Below are 18,962 nucleotides of genomic sequence, written 5' to 3'. Positions count from 1 at the left end.
ACGGCCCTAATGTGCAACCACATGGTTGTACGAATGGACGCCGACATCGACCTGCTCTTCCGGGCGCTGGCCGACAGCACCCGCCGCGACATCGTCGCCCGGGTGATGGTCGGCGAGCAGTCCGTCTCCGCACTCGCGGCGCGCTACGAGATGTCGTTCGCGGCGGTGCAGAAGCACGTGACCGTCCTCGAGCGGGCGGCACTCGTCCGCAAGCGGAGGAGGGGGCGGGAGCAACTGGTGCAGGGCGAGGTCGCCGCAGTGCGGCGGGCGTCGCGCCTGCTCGACGCCTACGAGCAGCTGTGGGCGGGGAGGATCGACCGCATGTCGGACCTCCTCGACGAGGAGTGACACCCGCGAGCCGACCGGCGCGCGGGATCTGCTGGAGGGAGAGGCGCGATGAGCGTGCTGCAGTCCGTGAAGGACATCGAGGAACTGACCCTGACCGTGACCGCCGAGTTCGACGCGGGGATCGAGCGCGTCTGGCTCCTCTGGACGGATCCGCGCCGCCTCGAGCGCTGGTGGGGGCCGCCGACCTGGCCGGCGACCTTCGAGCGGCACGAGCCGGTCGAGGGCGGACGGAGCGTCTACGTCATGACGGGACCGGACGGCGAGCAGGCGCGCGGCTGGTGGCGCGTGACCCGGGCGGAGGAGCCGACGCGGTTCGAGTTCGAGGACGGCTTCGCCGACGAGCGCGGCGACCCGGTCGACGCGCTGGGGATCACCCGGGCCACGGTCACCCTCGACGAGATCGAGCCGGGGCGCACGCGGATGGTCCTCAGCAGCCGTTTCGAGTCGGTCGAGCAGCTCGAGCAGATGGTCCAGATGGGCATGGAGGAGGGACTCCGCCAGGCGATGGGGCAGATCGACGCGATCCTGCTCGAGGACTGAGTCGGCGCCGTCGCCCCGGAGGCCTCGGCGCTCGCCGCGCCGAGCCTCCGTGTGGAGGGGCCGCCCGCGCTACTGCTCGGGGTCGGTGAGGGCGGCGGCGTAGGCGCGGACGGAGCGCTGGTACCGGGGGAGCCCCGGAGCCAGCGCCTCCAGCGCGATCCGCAGGGCCTCGTCGACGCGCCCGCCGCTGTGCAGGGCGAGTGCGAGGAACACCTCCCGCGCGGAGCCCACCGCGGGGTGCGCGGCGGCGCCGGCGAGGAGGTCGATCGCCTCATCGGTGCGGCCGAGGTTCCGGAGTGTCGAGGCGTACTGGATCGTCAACCGCGCCCGCCGCTCGTCATCCAGGCCGGCTGCGAGGGCGCGCTCGTACTCGACCGCCGCCTCCGCCTCGTGTCCCGCGCTGTCGAGGGCGCCGCCCAGCTCGAAAGCGGCGACTCCGTCGTGTCCCGGGTAGCGGGCTGCGAGGACGCGCATCCGCTCGACGACGCCGTCCGGGTCGTCCTGAGCGTCGAGGCGCTCGACCGCCGCGAGCCAGAGGGCGAGCGCGTCGGTCTCGGGGCGATCGGGGTCGGAGGCGCGTGTCTCGATCACGCCTCCGACGCTACCGCGCCCGCACAGTGCGGCGGAGCGGGGCTACGAGGCGGTCGAGTCGGCGCCGTCGTCGTCCGACCCGCCGTCGTCGGAGCCGGAGGTGCCCGCTCCGACCGGCGCGGCGCGTCGCCCGGCCTCGATCAGGGCGGTCGACGCAGCCGCTCCGCCGATCAGGGCGAACAGCGCCCAGCCGGCTCCCCACTTGCGCTTGCCGATCAGGGCGTCGAACGAGAGCGCGCCGGGGCCGTCCGCGACGATCGCGGCCGTCGCCGCGACGAGGACGGCGTTGTACTCCCACCCGCCGCCCGCGTTCCACAGGCCGTTGCTCCAGTGCACCTTGCGCACGGCGGTGACCATCGTGGCGACGAGTCCGGCGGCGGCGAGCGGAGTCGCGGCGCCGAGGGCGAGAGCGGCGCCTCCGGCCGTCTCGGTCACCGCTGCGGCGACGGCGTTGCGCCGGGCCGGATGCATCTCCAGGCTCGACATCATCTGCTCGGTGCCGTCGAGGCCGGGGCCGTCGAACGAGCCCCGCAGCTTCTGCAGACCGTGTCCGACGAAGAGCCCGCCGACGGCGAGACGGAGAACGAGTGAGCCGACCTTCATGGTGACCTCCGGGGTGGGGTGGGGACGTGTAGTGCGAGGGTCCCGGCTGCGCCGCGCCCGGTCAAGGGGTCGCGCCCGGTGAGCGGGCCGCGCGGGAGGCGTGCGCGCTCGGGGAGGGCTCAGAGCAGCGCGTAGGCGGAGGCGTCCATCATCACGGTGCCGTCGGTGCACACCTGGAGCTCGGCCGGGGCGCGGACCGCGCCGTCCGGGGCGTCGAGGACCTCGGCGACGAGGAACGCGGAGGTCCCGACCGCGCAGCCGTAGGCGCCGGGGGAGTGCCAGGCGACCCGGACGTCCGCCCGGGCGCCGGGGACGAGGATCACGGGAGCATCGGGGTTCGGGCCGGACGCGTCGGCGACCGCGCTGATCCGGTTCCCGTCGGCGTCGGTCGCGTAGACGCCGGGGATGCCCGCGAGAGCGCAGTCCGAGGAGGAGGTGCTGGTGAGCACGAGGTCGAAGGCGCTGTTCCCGGCACCCGACGCGTCGGGGTCGGGGCGGTACTCCATCGTCAGGTCGGAGCCCGTGCAGCGCGCCGCCGCCGGATCCGCGGCGGGAGAACCGGTCGACGAGGGCTCGGGGGTCGCCGTGACCGTCACGGTCACGGTGGGAGTCGGCGTCGGAGCGGGAGTCGGCGAAGAGGTCGCGGTCGCGGTCGGCGTCGGGAGCGGCGTCCGCGCGGACGGGGCTCCGCCGCTGCCCGCGCAGCCGGAGAGGACGAGGACGAGTGCTGCTGCTGCCAGCGCGGAGGCGCCGGTCCGGTGCGAGAACGTGCTCATGTCCGCAGTCTGCCACCGCCCGGACCGATCGGCCCCGCGGATCCGCGAGCATGCTCGGAGGTCCCGGTCAGGGAGGCGGAGGACGGATGCGGCGGGCGTCCGGAGGTGCCCCTCCTCGCGCCCGCCGCACCGGGGTCGGCGCTAGACGCGGACGACCATCTTCCCGGTGTTGCCGCCGCGCATCATCGAGAGGAACGCGTCCACGGCGTGGTCGATGCCGTCGACGACGGTCTCGTCGTAGGCGATCTCTCCGTCGGCGAACCAGCCGGCCATCAGCCGGTTGAACTCCGGCGCGTGGTCGAGGTAGCCGGACAGCGTGAATCCGCGCAGCGTGAGACCGCGGGTGATGATGTTCGCCATGTTGTCGGGGCCGGGCGTCTTCTCGGTGCTGTTGTAGCCGGCGATCGCTCCGCAGAGCGCCGCGCGGCCGCCGTCGCGGAAGGCGTCGAGGGCCGCTTCGAGGTGGTCGCCGCCGACGTTGTCGAAGTACACGTCGATCCCGTCGGGCGCGGCCTCGGCCAGCTGCTCGCGGACCGGGCCGGAGTGGTAGTCGAAGGCGGCGTCGTAGCCGTACTTCTCGGTGAGCAGGGCGACCTTCTCGGCCGAGCCCGCGGATCCGACGACCCGCTCGGCTCCGAGGAGGCGCGCGATCTGACCGGCGGCCGAGCCGACGGCTCCCGCGGCGCCCGAGACGAAGACGGTGTCGCCCTCCTTCATGCCCGCGATGGCGGTGAGCCCGACGTACGCGGTGAGTCCGGTCATCCCGAGGATGCCGAGGCGGAGCGAGAGCGGCACTCCGGGGATCTCGGGGACGACGCGGAACTGCGACGACTCGGCCTGCACGACGTCGCGCCAGCCGAGCTGGTGCAGGACCGCGCTGCCGACGGGGAACGCGGGGTCGTCGGAGACGGTCACCCGGCCGACGGCACCGCCGGTCATGGTCTCGCCGAGGGCGAAGGGCGGGGTGTAGCTCTTCACGTCGTTCATGCGGCCGCGCATGTAGGGGTCGACCGAGAGGAAGGCGTTCTCGACGCGGATCTCGCCCGCAGCGGGATCGCCGTACTCGACGGTCGCGGTCCGGAAGTCCTCGGCGACGGGCCAGCCGTCGGGGCGGCGGACGAGCTGGATCTGGGTGCTGGTGACGGTGCTCATAGGACCTTTCGTGGTGGATGAGGGGATCAGAGTGAGAGGCCGACGGCGAGCGCGATCACCGCGAGCAGACCCGGGGTCATCTGGGTCAGCGCGGCGCGGCGCTTGGTCGGAGCGGAGAGGAGCAGGACGAGTGCTGCGGCGACCATCGATCCGGCGCCGGCGAACACGAGGGCCGCGCCGACGGCGGTGGCGCCGATCGCGACGGCGACGATGCCCGCCACGGTGACGACGGCGAGGAAGAGGTTGTAGAAGCCCTGGTTGTAGGCCATCTCCTTCGTCGCCTCCGCCTCGCCGGCGGTCGTGCCGAACGTCGAGCGGGCGCGCGAGGTCGTCCAGAGGACCGACTCGAGCACGAAGATGTAGACGTGCAGCGCCGCGGCGAGAGCGGCGAGCACCAGTCCGAGAACGATCACGGCGGGCCTCCAGGCGATGGTCGTGATGCGGAGGGCTCCGCACCGATTGTGTAACGACCAGTCCACAATATACTGGAGCGAGCGGTCCGCGCCAGTGCGGCGCCGCAGCTGTCACCCCTCAGGAGGAGCACCGTGGGTCGCACGCAGGGCTTCGACACCGAGCAGGTCGTCCGCGCCGCCCGCGCCGTCTTCTGGGAGAGCGGCTTCGAGGAGGCGTCGCTCCCGGACCTGGAGTCCGCGACCGGACTGCGCCGCTCCAGCCTCTACCACGCCTTCGGCAGCAAGCGCGGGCTCTTCGACGCTGCCGTGCAGAGCTACCTCGACGAGGTGGTGCGGCCCCGGCTCGCCCCGCTCGTCGATCCGCGAGGGGCGTCGCCGACGGCGCTCGAGGAGTACTTCGCCGGGCTGCGGGCGGCGCTCGCCGACTCCCGCACGCTCTCGGCGAGGAGCGGCTGCCTGCTGCTCAACGCCGCGGGCGCGCCGATCGCGCGCGACGACGCCGTGCGCGAGGTGATCGCCGACTACCGGGCCGAGCTGCTGGGCGCACTGCGCACCGGAGCGCTGGCCCGCTGGCCCGACGCGCAGGCGTGGGCGTCGGCTCAGGCGGACGTCCTCGTGTCGCTGCTGGTGGCCGCGCTCGTGCTGGCCCGCGTCGATCCGGCGCAGTCGCTCGCCACCGTGGACGCCGCGCTCGCGCTCGTCCGGTCCTCCGCGCCCTGACGGCCGGCGCGACGAACGCCGGAGCACCGCTCTCGCGCCGGGCCCGCCCTCGCACCCGGCGCGCCGGGTCGGTCCGCACAGCACGACGCCCCCGTGCGCCTCGCGTCCCCGTGGGACGGATGCGCGCGGGGGCGTCGGGCGGGCGGGTTCAGTCGGTTCCGGCGTCGAACGCCGCACCCTCCGAGGCCAGGTCGGTGGCGCGTCCGAGCGCATCGGCCGCTGCGGACCCGCCGCCCTCGGTGATCGCGTCGGCCTCGCCGATCTCGAGCTCGCCGACGAGCTCGGCGGTCGGACCGCCGACGAGGCCGGCGGCCGCGTACTGCTCGAGCCGCGAGCGGGAGTCGGCGATGTCGAGGTTGCGCATCGTGAGCTGCCCGATGCGGTCCTCGGGGCCGAAGGCGGCGTCGCCGACCCGCTCCATCGAGAGCTTGTCCGGGTGGTAGCTCAGCGCGGGGCCGGTCGTGTCGAGGATCGTGTAGTCGTCGCCGCGGCGCAGACGCAGGGTGACCTCCCCGGAGACGGCCGAGCCGACCCAGCGCTGGATGGACTCGCGCAGCATCAGCGACTGCGGGTCGAGCCAGCGGCCCTCGTACATCAGGCGGCCGAGACGGCGGCCCTCCGAGTGGTACTGGGCGACGGTGTCCTCGTTGTGGATCGCGTTCAGCAGGCGCTCGTAGGCGATGTGCAGCAGCGCCATGCCGGGGGCCTCGTAGATGCCGCGGCTCTTGGCCTCGATGATCCGGTTCTCGATCTGGTCCGAGACGCCGAGCCCGTGGCGTCCGCCGATCGCGTTCGCCTCGAGCACGAGCGCGACGGCGTCCGAGAACTCGACGCCGTTCAGCGCGACGGGGCGGCCGGCCTCGAAGCGCACCGAGACGACCTCGGAGGCGATCTCGACCTCGTCGCGCCACGACGCGACCCCCATGATCGGCTCGACGAGCTCGAGGCCGCTGGAGAGCTCCTCGAGGCGCTTGGCCTCGTGGGTGGCGCCCCAGATGTTGGCGTCGGTCGAGTAGGCCTTCTCGGTGGCGTCGCGGTAGGGGAAGCCGCGGGCGACCAGCCACTCCGACATCTCGGTGCGGCCGCCGAGCTCGTTGACGAACTGCACGTCGAGCCAGGGCTTGTAGATGCGCAGGCGGGGGTTGGCGAGCAGGCCGTAGCGGTAGAACCGCTCGATGTCGTTGCCCTTGTAGGTCGAGCCGTCGCCCCAGATGTCGACGCCGTCCTCGCGCATGGCGCGGACGAGGAGGGTGCCGGTCACGGCGCGGCCGAGGGGGGTGGTGTTGAAGTAGGTCTTGCCGCCGGAGCGGATGTGGAAAGCGCCGCACTGCAGGGCGACGAGCCCCTCCTCGACCAGCGCGCTCTTCGCGTCGACGAGGCGCGAGATCTCGGCGCCGTACTGGGCCGCGCGGGACGGGACGCTCTCGATGTCGGGCTCGTCGTACTGGCCGATGTCGGCCGTGTACGTGCAGGGCACCGCGCCCTTCTCGCGCATCCAGGCGACGGCGACGGATGTGTCGAGGCCTCCCGAGAATGCGATTCCGACACGCTCGCCCACGGGCAGACTGCTCAACACTTTCGACATGCCTCCGATTTTAGGAGGAACGGGGACCTCCTCCGTGCCGCGGGAGGTCCGAGCCGCCTCCCGGGGCGCCCGCGCGGGGTGCGCTCCGGCCGTGGGAGCACGTCCTCCGTCGATCCGCGTCGATCGCCGCCGCCCCCGACCGGGGCGCGCGAGCCGGGCGGAGGCTCCGTGGTCCGGAGGCGGCGCCCGCGCAGCCGGCGCGGATCGCCCGCTCCGGCTGAGTGGTTCCGCGCGGCCCGGATGGACGGCCGTGGCGAGCGCGTGCCAGGCTCCGCTCGACCCCGGCTTCCGCCGCCGCCGCCTCCGAAAGGGCTCTCCGTGCCACGACCTCCTCATCGCCTCGCGGCGATGGCCCTCGCCTGCCTGCTCGCCGCGGGCGGTTCCGCCGCTCTGGCGCCGTCCGCCCTCGCGACGCAGGCCGTCGCCGAGACTCCGACCGCCTTCGTCCCGGGGGAGACTCCGCCCGCAGAGGCGCGCGGATCGCAGACCTACACGAACGCCCTCCTCGGCGGCGACTCGCTCGACGCGGGCGAGCGCATCTTCTCGAACGGAGACTCCGCGAGCTTCGAGATGCAGGCGGACGGCAACGCCGTGATCTACGACGCCGGGCGCCGCCCCGTCTGGAGCACCAGGACCCAGGGCACCGGAGCGACCACGGTGCGGATGCAGGAGGACGGCAACCTCGTCGTCGTGACCGGCTCCGGCACGCCCGTCTGGGCGTCCGGGACCGCGGGAGAGACCGGCGCGCTCGCCCTCATCCAGGACGACGGGCAGCTCGTGCTCGTCCGCCCGAACGGGGACACGGCCTGGTCCTCGGCCGACGAGCAGGAGCCCGAGCCGGAGCCGATCGCCGACGTCCTCGACAGCGGGCGCGAGCTCTCTCCGGGACAGCAGCTGACCGCCTCCGACGGCCGCTCGCGCGCCGCGATGCAGAGCGACGGCAATCTCGTCGTCTCCGTGGACGGATCGCCGCGCTGGAGCTCCGTCACCACCGGAGCGGGCAACCGCCTCGCGATGCAGACCGACGGGAACGCGGTGGTCTCGGCCCCCGGGTCCGGCGTGCGCTGGCAGGCGGGAACGCCCGGGAACCCGGGCGCGCGGATGCGGATGCAGAACGACGGCAACCTGGTGATCACCGCCGCCTCCGGACGGCCGCTCTGGGCGAGCTCGACCTCGCGCGCGCCTGAGATCCGCGACGTCCTCTCCTCCGGCTCGCGGCTCAGCCGGGGACAGCAGCTCACCTCGCCGGACGGCCGGTCGCGCGCCTCCCTGCAGGGCGACGGCAATCTCGCGGTCTACTCGCGGGGGGACGTCCGCTGGGGCGCCGGCACCCAGGGCGAGGGCGAGACGCTCTCGATGCAGTCCGACGGCAACGCCGTGGTCACCTCCGCCTCGGGCCGACCCCTCTGGGCCTCGGGTACGGCGGGCAACCCGGGATCCCGCCTGCAGATGCAGAACGACGGCAACCTGGTCGTCTACTCCGCCTCGGGCCGCGCGCTGTGGGCGAGCGACACCCCTCCGGCGTCGCCCGCGCCCGCCGTCCGGGACACCCTCTCCTCCGGGAGCCGGCTCACCTCCGGACAGCTGCTGCGCTCCTCCGACGGAGGGAGCGAGGCGGTCATGCAGGGCGACGGCAACCTCGTCGTCTACTCGCGCGGCTCGGCCCGCTGGGCGGCCGGCACGTCCGGAGGCGGCAACCGGCTCGAGATGCAGTCCGACGGCAACGCCGTGGTCTACGCGGGCTCCGGAGGAGCACGCTGGCAGTCCGGCACGGCGGGCAGCCCGGGCTCCCGGATGGTCATGCAGAACGACGGCAACCTGGTGATCTACTCGCCGCAGGGCCGCGCACTCTGGGCGAGCACGCAGGCCGCGGCACCGGCGCCGGCACCGGCGCCCGGCCCGGGACGACCTGCTTATCCCGGCGACGCTGTGAACTGCGACGACTTCCCGGACCAGGCCTCAGCTCAGCGGTACTTCGACCTGTACTACCCGTACTACGGCGATGTCGCAGGGCTCGACAGGGACGACGACGGGTTCGCCTGCGAGTCCAACTGAAGGCAGCGTAGGTCCGCCCCTGCCGGAGGGGCCAGGCCCGAGCGGTCCCCTGCAGGCCTCCGGGCCGCGCCCGCGGGTCTCGAGTGGTGAACACGACCCGCCTGCGCGAGAGGCTCTCCGGCGGACGACCATCGACAAGGCGCCTCGCGCACTGATGCTCCGCTGCCGCCCGAGCTCCCGCGCCGCCGGGCGACCCGGCATGCTGGGGCAGGACTCCGCCGACGACGCGGATCGGAAGGACGCCATGACCCCGACGACCCCCTCCAGCCGCGAGAGCCTGCTGGTCACCCCTGACGAGCTCGCCGAGCTGATGGCCTCCACCGAGCCGCCGCTCGTCCTCGACGTGCGCTGGCGCCTCGACCGGCCCGACGGCCGCCCGGAGTACCTCGCGGGTCACCTGCCCGGCGCGGTGCACGTCGACCTCGATCACGAGCTGGCCGCCCACGGCGAGCCGGAGGAGGGGCGCCACCCGCTGCCTCCGATCGAGGTGCTGCAGGAGGCGGCGCGCGGCTGGGGGCTCCGCCGGGGCCGGTCCGTCGTCGTGTACGACGACGCGCGTAGCGTCCCGGCCGCGCGGGCCTGGTGGCTGCTGCGGGCGACGGGAGTGGAGGACGTCCGCCTGCTCGACGGGTCGCTCGCCGGCTGGATCCGCTCGGGGCGGGAGCTCGAGACGGGCGACGTCCCGCGCGAGCGGGGCGACGTCGAGCTGGCCTACGGTCGGCTCCCGGTGCTGGACATCGACGAGGCGGCGGCGCTGCCCTCGGCGGGCGTCCTGCTCGACGCCCGCGCCCCTGAGCGGTACCGCGGCGAGGTCGAGCCGATCGACCCGCGGGCGGGCCACATCCCCGGCGCTCGGAACGCTCCGGCGTCCGCGGCGCTCGACTCCGAGGGGCGGTTCCGGCCCGCCTCCGACCTGCGCGCGGGATTCGAGGCGCTCGGCGTACGGGAGAACGCCCCCGTCGGCGTGTACTGCGGCAGCGGCGTCTCGGCCGCGGTCGACGTCGTCGCGCTCACGCTCGCGGGCTTCGCGCCGGCGCTCTACCCGGGCTCCTGGTCGCAGTGGTCGAGCACGCCGGGCCGGACGGTGGCGACCGGGTCGGAGGCCTGAACCGCCTTCTTCGGATCGCCCGCGGAGCTCAGCTGAGGCGGGAGTGCTCGCCGAGGTGGTGCCAGGTGCGGTTGTGGTAGACGAGCGGCGCCGTGGTCTCGGAGTCCTCGGGCACGTGGGCCTCGAGGGCGTGCACGGCGACGATCGTGGACGATCCCGCCTCCATGCGGTTGATCACCGTGCCGCGGATCCAGGCGGCGGCGCCCGGGAAGAACGGCTCGCCCGTGGGCAGCCGCGACCAGAGCGACGTGTCGGCGAAGCGGTCGATGCCGCTGGTCGAGCCCAGGCGCGCCAGGTCGAGCTGCTCCGCCCCGAGCAGGTGCACGACCAGCGTCTCGGACGCCTGGATGGCCGGAGAGCTGGACGAGGCGGACGAGAGTGAGAAGACGAACAGCGGCGGCTCGGCGCTCACCGAGAAGACGGAGGTCGCGGTCAGGGCGACCGGGCCGGTGCCCGGGTCGGCGGTGATCAGCGCGACTCCGGCGGCGTGGTTGCGGAACGCGAGCTTGAAGTCCTCCGGGGAGAGTCCGGCGAAGGCGCGGTGCTCCGGCTCGCGGTCCGGGGTGGTGGCGAGGTTCTCGCGGCTCATCGGAGACTCCTGATCGATCGAGGGTGCGGCATGGGGTGGTGGCCCGCCGTCGCGCCGCAGCACGGCTCCTCCAGACTGGCGCACCGGCCGGGGGAGGGCCGCCCCATTGCGGAGTATGACGCCGCCACCTCGGGGAACGCCGATCCGCCGCTCCCTGTTCCCGATCACGCCGGATCGGGTGCGCGTCGTCGGCGCCGGCGTCCGCGCACCCGTCGCTCGCCCTCAGCGCAACCCGTCGTCGCGGCCGCGGTCTGCGCGCAGACTCGAGGGCATGGCCCACCGTCAGCGCACGTCCACCGCGCACCCCGAGAGCAAGACCTGCGCCTCCTGCGGTCGCGAGATCGAGTGGCGCGCGAAGTGGGCACGGGACTGGGAGGACGTCCGCTACTGCTCGGACGCCTGCCGCCGTCGCGGAGTCGGACCGGAGGAGGCGCGCCTCGAGGAGGAGATCCGCACCGTCCTGCTCGCGCGAGCGGCGTCGTCGACGGCGTGCCCGTCCGAGGTCGCGCGCCGGGTCGGCGGCGAGGAGTGGCGGCCGCTGATGGAGCCCGTCCGCCGGGCCGCGCGCCGCCTGGTCGACCGGGGCGAGATCGACATCGTGCAGGGCGGACAGGTCGTCGACCCCTCGCGGGCGAAGGGCCCGATCCGGCTGCGGCGACGCCCCGGAGGACCCCTGTCGCCGGGCGGCGCCGCGGGCTAGCCTCAGCAGATGCCCAGCAGCGACGCCGTCGTCCTCACCGTCCCCGGACCGCACGGCGACCGGGAGGTGCGGATCTCGAGCCCCGAGCGCGTGCTGTTCCCGGAGCCGGGCATCACCAAGCGCGAGGTCGCGGAGTACCTGATCGCCGTCGGCGAGCCGTTCGTCGCGGCGAACGGCGGCCGCCCCGTCTCGCTGCAGCGGTTCTCCTCCGGGATCGAGGGCGAGCAGTTCTTCTCGAAGAACCCGCCCAAGGGCGCGCCCGAGTACGTCCGGTCCGTCCCGGTGACGTACCCGAGCGGGCGGGTGCATCCGCAGCTCGTGATCGACGAGCCCGCGGCCGCCGTCTGGGCGGCGCAGATGAACACCGTCGTCTTCCACCCGTGGGCGTCCCGCGCCGATGCGCCCGACCTGCCCGACCAGCTCCGGATCGACCTCGACCCGCAGCCCGGCACCGACGTCGCCGACGCGGTCGTCGCCGCGCACGCGCTGCGGGAGGTCCTGCGGGAGGCCGGCCTCGACCCGTTCGTGAAGACGTCCGGCAACCGCGGCCTGCACGTCTTCGCGCCGATCGTCGCCGAGCACGAGTTCCTCGACGTCCGCCACGCGGTGATCGCCGCGGCGCGCGAGCTGGAGCGGCGGATGCCCGAGCAGGTCACGACGGCGTGGTGGAAGGAGGAGCGCGGCGAGCGGATCTTCGTCGACTTCAACCAGGCCAACCGCGACCGCACGATCGCCGGTGCCTACAGCCCGCGGCCGCTCGCGCACGCTCCCGTCTCCACTCCGCTGGACTGGGACGAGCTCGACGGCGTCGACCCGCGGGCCTTCACGATCCGCACGGTCCCGGCGCGCCTCGCCGAGCGCGGTGATCCGTGGGCCCGGATGCACGACGCCCCCGGTCACCTCGACGCCCTGCTCGGCTGGTGGGAGCGCGATGTCGCCGCCGGCCTCGGCGAGCTGCCGTTCCCGCCCGACTTCCCCAAGATGCCGGGCGAGCCGCCCCGCGTGCAGCCCAGCCGCGCGAAGAAGGCCTAGCCGAGGACGTCGCCGAGGTCGTACGCGGTCGGCTGCTCCAGCTGCTCCATGGTGCAGGAGGCGGCGTCGCGGTCCGGGCGCCAGCGCTCGAACTGCACGGTGTGCCGGAAGCGGTCGCCCTCGCGCTGGTCGTAGCGGACCTCGAGCACGAGCTCGGGACGCAGACGCACGAAGGAGGTGTCGCGGCCGCTCGAGAACCGGCTCCGCTCGCCCTCGCCGCGCACCGGCGCTCCCCCCGCGTCGCGCTCGACCGCGGGTGCGAGCTCCTCCAGCAGCTGCACGCGACGCTCGTCGCTGAAGGCCGAGGCCCCGCCGACCTGGCGGACCTCTCCGTCGTCGCCGTGCAGGCCGAGCAGGATCGAGCCCACGCCCGGCTTGGAGGCGTGCTCGCGGTACCCGATCGCGATCACGTCGGCCGTGCGGTGGTGCTTGACCTTGAGCACGGCGCGCTTCCCGGGGGAGTAGGGCGCGGCCAGGGGCTTCGCCACGACGCCGTCCAGTCCTGCGCCCTCGAAGCGCTCCAGCCAGTCGCGCGCCAGGGCCTCGTCGTCGGTGGCGCGGCCGAGGTGCAGCGGATGCGGGACGCCGGCCATCACCGCGGCGAGCGCCTCCCGCCGCGCCGAGTACGGCTCCTCGAGCATGCTGCGCCCGTCGACGGCGAGCAGGTCGAAGGCGACGAGCATCGCCGGGGTGGTCTCCGCCAGCATCTTCACGCGGCTCGCGGCCGGATGGATGCGCTGCGAGAGCAGGTCCCAGTCGAGCCGCTGGGCACCCGGCTCGCCGGTCGCCAGGACGATCTCGCCGTCGAGCACGCAGCCGTCGGGGAGCAGCCGGAGGAAGGCCTCGACGAGCTCGGGGAAGTACCGGGTCAGCGGCTTGGAGCCGCGGCTCCCGATCTCGCACTCCCCGCCGGAGACCGAGACGATCGCGCGGAACCCGTCCCACTTCGGCTCGTAGGAGTATCCGCCCGCGACGGCGGTCTGCTCCGGCACCGCAGGAACGGCCTTGGCGAGCATCGGGGCGACGGGGAGCGCGAACGGGAGGTCCATGCCCTGATCATCCCGGCCGCGGTCTCGGACCGCACCCCCTTCCGGAAGGCTGTGGACCGGGACGTTCCCGGCCCGCCGCGGAGGTTCGAGGCGTAGCGTTCCCGGCATGAGCATTGACTGGAAGCGCTGGACGCCCGTCGCCGTCGTCCCCGCGGTCGTCGTCGCCGCGGCCGTCGCCCTCCCCCTCTCGGCGAGCGCCGCGGGAGACCTCCCCGAGAAGTCCGCCGCCGACCTCCTCGCCTTCGTCGCCGAGAGCGACACCACGGCGTTCTCCGGCGAGATCCGGCAGACCTCGGACCTCGGCCTGCCCGACCTCTCGGCGCTCGGCGGCTCGGCCGGCTCGGCGTCCGCCGACCCCGCCGACTCCCTCGTCGAGCTCGCCACGGGCTCGCACCAGGCGCGCGTGTACGTCGACGCCGAGAAGGGCGCGCGCCTCCAGGTGCTCGACCGGCTGGCCGAGCGCGACGTCGTCGCCTCGACGACCGACGGAGTCTGGATCTACGACTCGAGCGCGAACACCGCCACCCACCTCGTGCCTCCCGCGGGCGGAGCCCCCGAGGCCTCGCCGGGCGATCAGGTCGTCACGCCGTCGTCCGCCGCCGAGCAGCTGCTCGCCGCGATCGACCCGACGACCACGGTCGCGGTCGGCTCGGACGTCAGCGTCGCCGGGCGCGACGCGTACGAGCTCGTGCTCACGCCCCGCGACGGCGGCACCCTCGTGGGCTCGGTGACCGTCTCGGTCGACGGCGAGACGGGCCTCCCGCTCGGAGTGGCGGTGACGGCCCGCGGGGGCACCGCGCCCGCGTTCAGCGTCGCGTACACGAGCATCGACTTCTCGACGCCCGACGCGTCCCTCTTCTCCTTCACGCCCCCGGCCGGCGCCGAGGTGACGGAGCAGGCCGCTCCGGTCGACGACGCGGCGGACGCCTCCGACGCGCCCGCCGCGGGCACGGCCGAGCACTCCGACGTCGCCACCACGGGCTCCGGCTGGACGAGCGTCGTCGAGCTGCCCGCCGGTGACGCCGACGCGCTCTCCTCGCTCGACGCGGTCACCACGCCGGTCGACGGCGGCCGCATCCTCTCCTCCGCCCTGCTGACCGTCCTCGTCACCGACGACGGACGCGTCCTCGCCGGAGCGGTCCCGGCCGAGACGCTCCGCGACGCGGCCTCCGCTCGGTGACGGCGGGCGAGCTCGCCGTCGAGACGCGGGGCCTCACCAAGCGCTTCGGGCGCCAGGAAGCGGTCTCCGGTCTCGACCTCGCCGTTCCCCGCGGCGCCGTCTTCGGCTTCCTCGGCCCGAACGGCTCGGGCAAGACCACGACGATCCGGATGCTGCTCGCCCTCGCCGCGCCGACCGCGGGCAGCATCACCGTCCTCGGGCAGGCCATGCCCCGGCGCGCGGCCGAGGTCCTGCCCCGAGTGGGGGCGCTGGTCGAGGGGCCGGGCTTCTACCCGTTCCTCTCCGGAGCGGCCAACCTCCGGCGCTTCGACGCCGCGGAGGCGGGCACCTCGTCCCGCACCCGCGACGCCCGCGCGAAGGAGGCCCTCGCCCGCGTCGGCCTCTCGGCCGCGGCGCGCAAGAAGGTCGGCTCCTACTCCCTGGGCATGAAGCAGCGGCTCGGCATCGCGGTCGCCCTCCTCTCGCCGCGCGACCTGATCGTGCTGGACGAGCCCACGAACGGCCTCGACCCGCAGGGCACCCGCGAGGTCCGCGCCCTTGTGCGCGGACTGAACCAGGACGGCACGACCGTCCTCGTCTCCAGCCACCTCCTCGCCGAGATCGAGCAGCTCTGCACCCACGCCGCCGTCATGCGCACAGGGCGCCTCGTCGCCCAGGGCGGGCTGGACGAGCTGCGCGGGGACGCCGCCTCGGTCGAGCTGCTGACGCCCGACCGCGAGCGCGCGATCGTGGCCCTGCACACCCGGGGTCTGGAGCCGCGCACCGCGCCGGGCCCGCACCCCGCCGATCCGCCGCTGGTCGTCGCCGCTCTGCCGCCCGGGCTCGCGGCCGAGGCGCTGGTCGCCGACCTCGTGCGGGCCGACGTCCGCGTCCGCGGGTTCTCCGTCCGCCGCCCCTCGCTCGAGGAGCGCTTCGTCGAGCTGACCGGGGAGGGCTTCGATGTCGAGCGCTGACGCGACCGTCCGCCGCGCAGGGATCGGGTCCCTGCTCGCCTCCGAGCTCGCCCTGCTCTTCCGCCGGCGCCGCACCTGGGCGCTGCTCGCGGCCCTGGCCGCCATCCCGATCCTGCTCGCCGTCGCAGTGCGGCTCTCGGGCGGGGACGGAGGCGGGCCCTCTTTCGTGGGCGCGATCGCCGGCAACGGCCTCTTCACCGGCTTCGCGGCCATCACGGTCGCCGTCCCGCTGTTCCTCCCGCTCACGGTCGGGGTCGTTGCCGGCGACGCGATCGCGGGCGAGGCCTCGCTCGGGACGCTGCGCTACCTGCTGGTCAGCCCCGTCGGCCGCGTGCGGCTGCTCGCGGTGAAGTTCGCCGCCTCCCTCGCCTTCTGCCTCGCCGCAGCACTCACCGTCATGGTGGTCGGGATCCTGATCGGCCTGGCACTCTTCCCGGCGGGACCGGTGACGCTGCTCTCCGGCAGCACCGTCCCGCTCGGCGACGCGATCGGCCGGGCCCTGGCGATCGCCGTGTACGCGGCGCTCTCGCTGGTCGGGCTCTCGGCGATCGGCCTCTTCATCTCGACGCTGACCGATGTGCCGGTCGGCGCCATGGCGGCCACCGTCGTCGTCTCCATCGCGGCGCAGATCGTCGGCTCGCTCTCGCAGCTGGACGCCCTCCACCCGTTCCTGCTGACCGACCGGTGGTTCGACTTCGCCGACCTCCTGCGCGACCCGATCGCGTGGAGCTCCTTCGGCGAGAACGCGCTGCTCCAGCTCGCCTACGTCGCCGTGTTCGGGTCGCTCGCGATCGGCCGCTTCACCACCCGCGACATCCTCTCCTGATCCTGGGACGACGGAGGCCGCCCTCCCGCACTGCGGTGGGGGCGGCCTCCGATGTCGACGGGGTCAGTCCTGGGGAGCGATCCCGAAGCTGATGGAGCCGCCCTCGTCCACCTGCGCGTCGAGGACCTTGTCGCCGAGAGCGACGGAGGCGGCGACGTCGAGGAACACGCGCGCTCCGTCCTGCTCCACGACGGCGTCCGTCGTCTCGGGGGCCGCGGCGACCGCGACAGCGAAGTTGCGGGCGTCGAGATCGGTGCCGCTGATGCGCAGGCCTCCCTCGACGGGGGTCTCGGTCTGCCCGGTGATGGTCTTGACGACGGTGCTGGCGTTGTCGGTGAGCGTGAGCATCGGGTCGTTCCTTCCGTCCGTGGTCGATGAGGGGGCCACGTTGCCGGGATCCGGCGGCACCCTCAAGGCGGCGGAGCGGATATGGAGGGGATGCACACCTGGACGGTCCGGGGAGTCACGGCGCTCGCCGGAGCCTCGCCGGGCCGGGGGCGCCGCATCGCCTGCCACACTGGCCGGATGCATCCCGCCGACTCCTGCCCCTGCGGAAGCCGCCGCCACTACGCCGACTGCTGCCGCCCCGCCCACCTCGGCGAGGAGCCCTCGCCGACGGCGGAGCGCCTGATGCGCAGCCGCTACAGCGCGAACGTCCTCGGCAGCGCCCCCTACCTGCTCGCGAGCTGGCACCCCTTGACCCGGCCGCGCCGCATCGACCTCGATCCCGACGTCCAGTGGCGCCGGCTCCAGATCGTCGACATCTCGTTCGGCGGGGAGGGCGACGAGGAGGGCCTGGTCGAGTTCCGCGCCTCCTACCGCTCGCCCGCCGGCCCCGGCCTCGTACACGAGCGCAGCCGCTTCCTGCGCGAGGACGGGCGCTGGCTCTACGTCGACGGCGAGATGCTCGGCGACGAGGCCTGATCCGTCCGGGCCGTCCTACTCTGGAGGCATGGCCAAGGACTTCCGCCGGGCGGACGACGCGTCGCGCTACGAGCTCCACCTCGACGGCGCCCTGGTGGGCGTCCTCGACTACCGCGAGGCGCCCGGCAGCGTCTCCCTCGTCCGCTCCTTCACGACCCCGCCCTTCCGCGGCCGCGGGCTCGCAGGGGAGCTCGTCTCCTTCGCCGTCGACGACATCGAGGCCGCCGGCGGGCGGAGCGTCGTGCCGATGTGCTGGTACGTCGGGCAGTGGTTCGAGCAGCACCCCGAGAAGGCGCACCTCCTCGCTCCCTCCTGAGCCGCTCGCTCACTCGCGGACCGCGGGCTCCACTCCGGCCAGGTCCGGGCCGAGGCCGATGTCGACCAGGCGCAGACGGCCCGCGTAGGAGTCGCCCGGAGGCAGCAGCAGACCGGCCTTGATCGCGCCGAAGGCGACCGTCACATCGGCGCGCAGCACGGTGGGATCGGGGACCGACCCGTCGTCGGGATGGATTCCGCTCGGCAGGTCGACCGCGACGACCACCGGGCGCTCGGCCCGCCGCTCCAGCGCGTCGAGCACCGCCTCGACGACGACGCGCGGCCGCCCCCGCAGCGCGGGCTCCTTCGCTCCGATGCCGAGGATCCCGTCGACCAGGACATCCGCCCGCGCCACCGCCGCGGCGAGGCCGGGCGCGTCGTCGGCCGGCACCTGCCCGCAGCCCTCGTCGAGCGCCACGGCGAGGCCCCGGCGGTGCACCCGCTCGGCCGTGAGGACGAGGACGACGTCGGTTCCGGAGGAGGAGAGCTCGGCGGCCGCGTAGAGCGCGTCACCGCCGTTGTCGCCCGGACCGACCAGGACGAGCACCGAGCCCGGACGGGAGCGGTCGGAGCGCCCGGCGAGCACGAGGCGAAGCTCGCGGGCGAGGCCGTCGGCGGCGCGCTGCATCAGCGGCTCCCGCCGGGCCAGGTGCGGAGCCTCGGCGGCCCGCACCTGCGCGGACGTGTATCCCTCGACCATGCGCTCCACTGTGCGCGCGGCGCTGCGGGCGTGCAACCCCGTCAGCTCTCCTGGACCGCCCGGTCCGACTCCTCGACGATCGCCCGCATCGCGGCCTCCGCAGCGTCCGCGTCGCCCGAGGCGACGGCGGCGGCCACCGCCCGGTGCAGCCGCACCGCGGTGGAGTCGGCCTCGCGCGGCATGAGCGCGTTGCGGGTGCGGCCGGCGAGGACCTCGGCGACCAGATCGCCCAGCTGCGCGAGCATCAGGTTGCCGGACGCGGCCAGGAGGGAGCGGTGGAAGGCGGTGTCGGCGGCGAGGTAGGCGGACTGGTCGGCTGCACGGGAGTGGGTGGAGAGGGCGTCGCCCGCCTCCGTGAGCGCCCGCCGCTGCTCCTCGGTCGCGTTCGCCGCGGCGAGCCGGGCGGCGAGCGGCTCCACCCCGAGTCGGAGCTCGCTGAGCTGGTGCAGCTGGCGCCGCCGGTCCGGGCCGTCCAGTCCCCACGCGACGACCCGCGTGTCCAGGGCGTTCCAGCACTCCGGAGGCTGGACCCGCGTCCCCGCGCGGCGGCGGGACGTCACGAGCCCGAGCGTCTCGAGGACGCGCACCGCCTCCCGCATCACCGAGCGGGAGACCCCGCGCCGTTCCGCACGCTCGTCGGCGCTGAAGGTGGTGCCCGGCGCGAGCTCGCCGCGCACGATCTGCGAGCCGAGCTCGTCCAGCACCGAGTGGTGCAGCGAGGGCGTCGGCGCGGGCATGCGGTCATCCTGCCATCGCCGGAGTCGCGTCCCGGCCGATCTTCGGGCATGATCGGGACACACGCA

The 18,962-nt window shown here is 74.3% G+C and carries 23 protein-coding genes; 12 read left to right on the top strand and 11 right to left on the bottom strand.

Annotated elements, in window-relative coordinates; all coding sequences use genetic code 11:
• Positions 1 to 21 precede the first annotated feature (21 nt).
• Together C5C35_RS10020 and C5C35_RS10015 are read left to right on the top strand one after the other, a co-directional pair.
• Complete coding sequence (locus tag C5C35_RS10020) at positions 22 to 348, top strand: helix-turn-helix domain-containing protein (protein WP_104247186.1); 327 nt, start codon at positions 22 to 24, stop codon at positions 346 to 348.
• Positions 349 to 396: 48 nt separating this feature from the next.
• Complete coding sequence (locus C5C35_RS10015; protein ID WP_104247168.1) at positions 397 to 888, top strand: SRPBCC domain-containing protein; 492 nt, start codon at positions 397 to 399, stop codon at positions 886 to 888.
• A gap of 69 nt (positions 889 to 957) precedes the next feature.
• Here C5C35_RS10015 and C5C35_RS10010 read toward each other — a convergent pair whose 3' ends face one another.
• The 5 genes from C5C35_RS10010 to C5C35_RS09990 all read right to left on the bottom strand — a co-directional run bounded on the left by C5C35_RS10010 (position 958) and on the right by C5C35_RS09990 (position 4,423).
• Positions 958 to 1,479 (bottom strand): tetratricopeptide repeat protein, encoded by a 522-nt coding sequence (locus tag C5C35_RS10010; RefSeq protein ID WP_258066346.1) that lies wholly within the window; start codon positions 1,477 to 1,479, stop codon positions 958 to 960.
• A 42-nt stretch (positions 1,480 to 1,521) separates the two neighbouring features.
• Positions 1,522 to 2,082, bottom strand: coding sequence for a DoxX family protein (locus C5C35_RS10005; protein WP_104222539.1), 561 nt, complete (start codon positions 2,080 to 2,082; stop codon positions 1,522 to 1,524).
• A 119-nt stretch (positions 2,083 to 2,201) separates the two neighbouring features.
• A complete protein-coding gene (locus C5C35_RS10000; protein ID WP_104247167.1) occupies positions 2,202 to 2,858 on the bottom strand; it encodes a DUF4232 domain-containing protein in 657 nt (218 codons plus the stop codon).
• A 141-nt stretch (positions 2,859 to 2,999) separates the two neighbouring features.
• Positions 3,000 to 4,010 carry an NADP-dependent oxidoreductase gene (locus C5C35_RS09995; protein ID WP_104222542.1) on the bottom strand — a complete coding sequence of 337 codons (1,011 nt, stop codon included), beginning with the start codon at positions 4,008 to 4,010 and terminating at the stop codon, positions 3,000 to 3,002.
• 26 nt (positions 4,011 to 4,036) lie between these two features.
• On the bottom strand, positions 4,037 to 4,423 hold the full coding sequence (locus C5C35_RS09990) for a DUF1304 domain-containing protein (RefSeq protein WP_104222543.1): 387 nt from the start codon (positions 4,421 to 4,423) through the stop codon (positions 4,037 to 4,039).
• 132 nt (positions 4,424 to 4,555) lie between these two features.
• On the opposite strand from C5C35_RS09990, the gene C5C35_RS09985 reads away from it, so the two are divergent.
• Entirely contained in the window at positions 4,556 to 5,143 is a 588-nt protein-coding gene (locus tag C5C35_RS09985) for a TetR/AcrR family transcriptional regulator (protein WP_104247166.1), read from the top strand.
• Positions 5,144 to 5,291: 148 nt separating this feature from the next.
• Here C5C35_RS09985 and argG read toward each other — a convergent pair whose 3' ends face one another.
• Complete coding sequence (gene argG / locus C5C35_RS09980; protein WP_104222545.1) at positions 5,292 to 6,728, bottom strand: argininosuccinate synthase; 1,437 nt, start codon at positions 6,726 to 6,728, stop codon at positions 5,292 to 5,294.
• A 348-nt stretch (positions 6,729 to 7,076) separates the two neighbouring features.
• Here argG and C5C35_RS09975 point away from each other — a divergent pair, with 348 nt between their 5' ends.
• Positions 7,077 to 8,783: an excalibur calcium-binding domain-containing protein gene (locus C5C35_RS09975; protein WP_181134098.1), complete on the top strand. Its 1,707-nt coding sequence runs from the start codon at positions 7,077 to 7,079 to the stop codon at positions 8,781 to 8,783.
• Positions 8,784 to 9,027: 244 nt separating this feature from the next.
• Positions 9,028 to 9,891, top strand: a complete 864-nt coding sequence (locus C5C35_RS09970) for a sulfurtransferase (RefSeq protein ID WP_104263037.1) — start codon at positions 9,028 to 9,030, stop codon at positions 9,889 to 9,891.
• Positions 9,892 to 9,919: 28 nt separating this feature from the next.
• Here the strand turns inward: C5C35_RS09970 and C5C35_RS09965 are convergent, their stop codons facing one another.
• Entirely contained in the window at positions 9,920 to 10,480 is a 561-nt protein-coding gene (locus C5C35_RS09965) for a flavin reductase family protein (RefSeq protein WP_104222547.1), read from the bottom strand.
• A 271-nt stretch (positions 10,481 to 10,751) separates the two neighbouring features.
• On the opposite strand from C5C35_RS09965, the gene C5C35_RS09960 reads away from it, so the two are divergent.
• Both C5C35_RS09960 and ligD read left to right on the top strand, forming a co-directional pair.
• On the top strand, positions 10,752 to 11,180 hold the full coding sequence (locus C5C35_RS09960; protein ID WP_104233370.1) for a DUF2256 and DUF3253 domain-containing protein: 429 nt from the start codon (positions 10,752 to 10,754) through the stop codon (positions 11,178 to 11,180).
• 9 nt (positions 11,181 to 11,189) lie between these two features.
• Positions 11,190 to 12,212, top strand: a complete 1,023-nt coding sequence (ligD, locus tag C5C35_RS09955) for a non-homologous end-joining DNA ligase (RefSeq protein WP_181027141.1) — start codon at positions 11,190 to 11,192, stop codon at positions 12,210 to 12,212.
• On the opposite strand, the gene C5C35_RS09950 is transcribed toward ligD, so the two are convergent.
• Entirely contained in the window at positions 12,209 to 13,261 is a 1,053-nt protein-coding gene (locus C5C35_RS09950; RefSeq protein WP_104257304.1) for an ATP-dependent DNA ligase, read from the bottom strand. The genes ligD and C5C35_RS09950 overlap by 4 nt on opposite strands.
• Before the next feature lie 106 nt (positions 13,262 to 13,367).
• On the opposite strand from C5C35_RS09950, the gene C5C35_RS09945 reads away from it, so the two are divergent.
• The 3 genes from C5C35_RS09945 to C5C35_RS09935 are packed head-to-tail and all read left to right on the top strand — an operon-like array spanning position 13,368 to position 16,220.
• On the top strand, positions 13,368 to 14,441 hold the full coding sequence (locus C5C35_RS09945) for a DUF2092 domain-containing protein (protein WP_104257305.1): 1,074 nt from the start codon (positions 13,368 to 13,370) through the stop codon (positions 14,439 to 14,441).
• A complete protein-coding gene (locus C5C35_RS09940; protein ID WP_104257306.1) occupies positions 14,438 to 15,394 on the top strand; it encodes an ABC transporter ATP-binding protein in 957 nt (318 codons plus the stop codon). Before C5C35_RS09945 ends, C5C35_RS09940 begins: the two co-directional genes overlap by 4 nt.
• On the top strand, positions 15,381 to 16,220 hold the full coding sequence (locus tag C5C35_RS09935; protein WP_104247161.1) for an ABC transporter permease: 840 nt from the start codon (positions 15,381 to 15,383) through the stop codon (positions 16,218 to 16,220). Before C5C35_RS09940 ends, C5C35_RS09935 begins: the two co-directional genes overlap by 14 nt.
• Positions 16,221 to 16,283: 63 nt before the next feature.
• Here C5C35_RS09935 and C5C35_RS09930 read toward each other — a convergent pair whose 3' ends face one another.
• Positions 16,284 to 16,568 carry a hypothetical protein gene (locus tag C5C35_RS09930; protein WP_104263029.1) on the bottom strand — a complete coding sequence of 95 codons (285 nt, stop codon included), beginning with the start codon at positions 16,566 to 16,568 and terminating at the stop codon, positions 16,284 to 16,286.
• 177 nt (positions 16,569 to 16,745) lie between these two features.
• On the opposite strand from C5C35_RS09930, the gene C5C35_RS09925 reads away from it, so the two are divergent.
• Positions 16,746 to 17,144, top strand: coding sequence for a YchJ family protein (locus tag C5C35_RS09925; protein WP_104263036.1), 399 nt, complete (start codon positions 16,746 to 16,748; stop codon positions 17,142 to 17,144).
• 28 nt (positions 17,145 to 17,172) lie between these two features.
• The gene (locus C5C35_RS09920; RefSeq protein ID WP_104222554.1) at positions 17,173 to 17,460 is read left to right on the top strand and encodes a GNAT family N-acetyltransferase; all 288 of its coding nucleotides are present in this window, start codon (positions 17,173 to 17,175) and stop codon (positions 17,458 to 17,460) included.
• A gap of 9 nt (positions 17,461 to 17,469) precedes the next feature.
• Here C5C35_RS09920 and C5C35_RS09915 read toward each other — a convergent pair whose 3' ends face one another.
• A complete protein-coding gene (locus C5C35_RS09915) occupies positions 17,470 to 18,159 on the bottom strand; it encodes an NAD(P)H-hydrate epimerase (RefSeq protein ID WP_104233365.1) in 690 nt (229 codons plus the stop codon).
• Positions 18,160 to 18,200: 41 nt separating this feature from the next.
• A complete protein-coding gene (locus C5C35_RS09910; RefSeq protein WP_104233364.1) occupies positions 18,201 to 18,896 on the bottom strand; it encodes a FadR/GntR family transcriptional regulator in 696 nt (231 codons plus the stop codon).
• Positions 18,897 to 18,962: the final 66 nt, after the last annotated feature.

It is taken from the genome of Rathayibacter sp. AY1F8, assembly GCF_002932165.1.
In the GTDB taxonomy this organism is placed as follows: Bacteria; Actinomycetota; Actinomycetes; order Actinomycetales; family Microbacteriaceae; genus Rathayibacter.
Note: the sequence above shows the minus strand (reverse complement) of the source record. Positions and strands in the feature narration are given on the sequence as shown.

Excerpts from the sequence above, each read along its gene's own strand:
- C5C35_RS10000 (WP_104247167.1), bottom strand. The coding sequence starts at position 2,858 with ATGAGCACGTTCTCGCACCGGACCGGCGCCTCCGCGCTGGCAGCAGCA.
- C5C35_RS10005 (WP_104222539.1), bottom strand. The coding sequence starts at position 2,082 with ATGAAGGTCGGCTCACTCGTTCTCCGTCTCGCCGTCGGCGGGCTCTTC.
- C5C35_RS09970 (WP_104263037.1), top strand. The coding sequence starts at position 9,028 with ATGACCCCGACGACCCCCTCCAGCCGCGAGAGCCTGCTGGTCACCCCT.
- argG (WP_104222545.1), bottom strand. The coding sequence starts at position 6,728 with ATGTCGAAAGTGTTGAGCAGTCTGCCCGTGGGCGAGCGTGTCGGAATC.
- C5C35_RS09925 (WP_104263036.1), top strand. The coding sequence starts at position 16,746 with ATGCATCCCGCCGACTCCTGCCCCTGCGGAAGCCGCCGCCACTACGCC.
- C5C35_RS09950 (WP_104257304.1), bottom strand. The coding sequence starts at position 13,261 with ATGGACCTCCCGTTCGCGCTCCCCGTCGCCCCGATGCTCGCCAAGGCC.
- C5C35_RS09960 (WP_104233370.1), top strand. The coding sequence starts at position 10,752 with ATGGCCCACCGTCAGCGCACGTCCACCGCGCACCCCGAGAGCAAGACC.
- C5C35_RS09975 (WP_181134098.1), top strand. The coding sequence starts at position 7,077 with ATGGCCCTCGCCTGCCTGCTCGCCGCGGGCGGTTCCGCCGCTCTGGCG.
- C5C35_RS09995 (WP_104222542.1), bottom strand. The coding sequence starts at position 4,010 with ATGAGCACCGTCACCAGCACCCAGATCCAGCTCGTCCGCCGCCCCGAC.
- ligD (WP_181027141.1), top strand. The coding sequence starts at position 11,190 with ATGCCCAGCAGCGACGCCGTCGTCCTCACCGTCCCCGGACCGCACGGC.
- C5C35_RS09920 (WP_104222554.1), top strand. The coding sequence starts at position 17,173 with ATGGCCAAGGACTTCCGCCGGGCGGACGACGCGTCGCGCTACGAGCTC.
- C5C35_RS09945 (WP_104257305.1), top strand. The coding sequence starts at position 13,368 with ATGAGCATTGACTGGAAGCGCTGGACGCCCGTCGCCGTCGTCCCCGCG.
- C5C35_RS09910 (WP_104233364.1), bottom strand. The coding sequence starts at position 18,896 with ATGCCCGCGCCGACGCCCTCGCTGCACCACTCGGTGCTGGACGAGCTC.
- C5C35_RS09935 (WP_104247161.1), top strand. The coding sequence starts at position 15,381 with ATGTCGAGCGCTGACGCGACCGTCCGCCGCGCAGGGATCGGGTCCCTG.
- C5C35_RS10015 (WP_104247168.1), top strand. The coding sequence starts at position 397 with ATGAGCGTGCTGCAGTCCGTGAAGGACATCGAGGAACTGACCCTGACC.
- C5C35_RS09915 (WP_104233365.1), bottom strand. The coding sequence starts at position 18,159 with ATGGTCGAGGGATACACGTCCGCGCAGGTGCGGGCCGCCGAGGCTCCG.
- C5C35_RS09930 (WP_104263029.1), bottom strand. The coding sequence starts at position 16,568 with ATGCTCACGCTCACCGACAACGCCAGCACCGTCGTCAAGACCATCACC.
- C5C35_RS09965 (WP_104222547.1), bottom strand. The coding sequence starts at position 10,480 with ATGAGCCGCGAGAACCTCGCCACCACCCCGGACCGCGAGCCGGAGCAC.
- C5C35_RS10020 (WP_104247186.1), top strand. The coding sequence starts at position 22 with ATGGTTGTACGAATGGACGCCGACATCGACCTGCTCTTCCGGGCGCTG.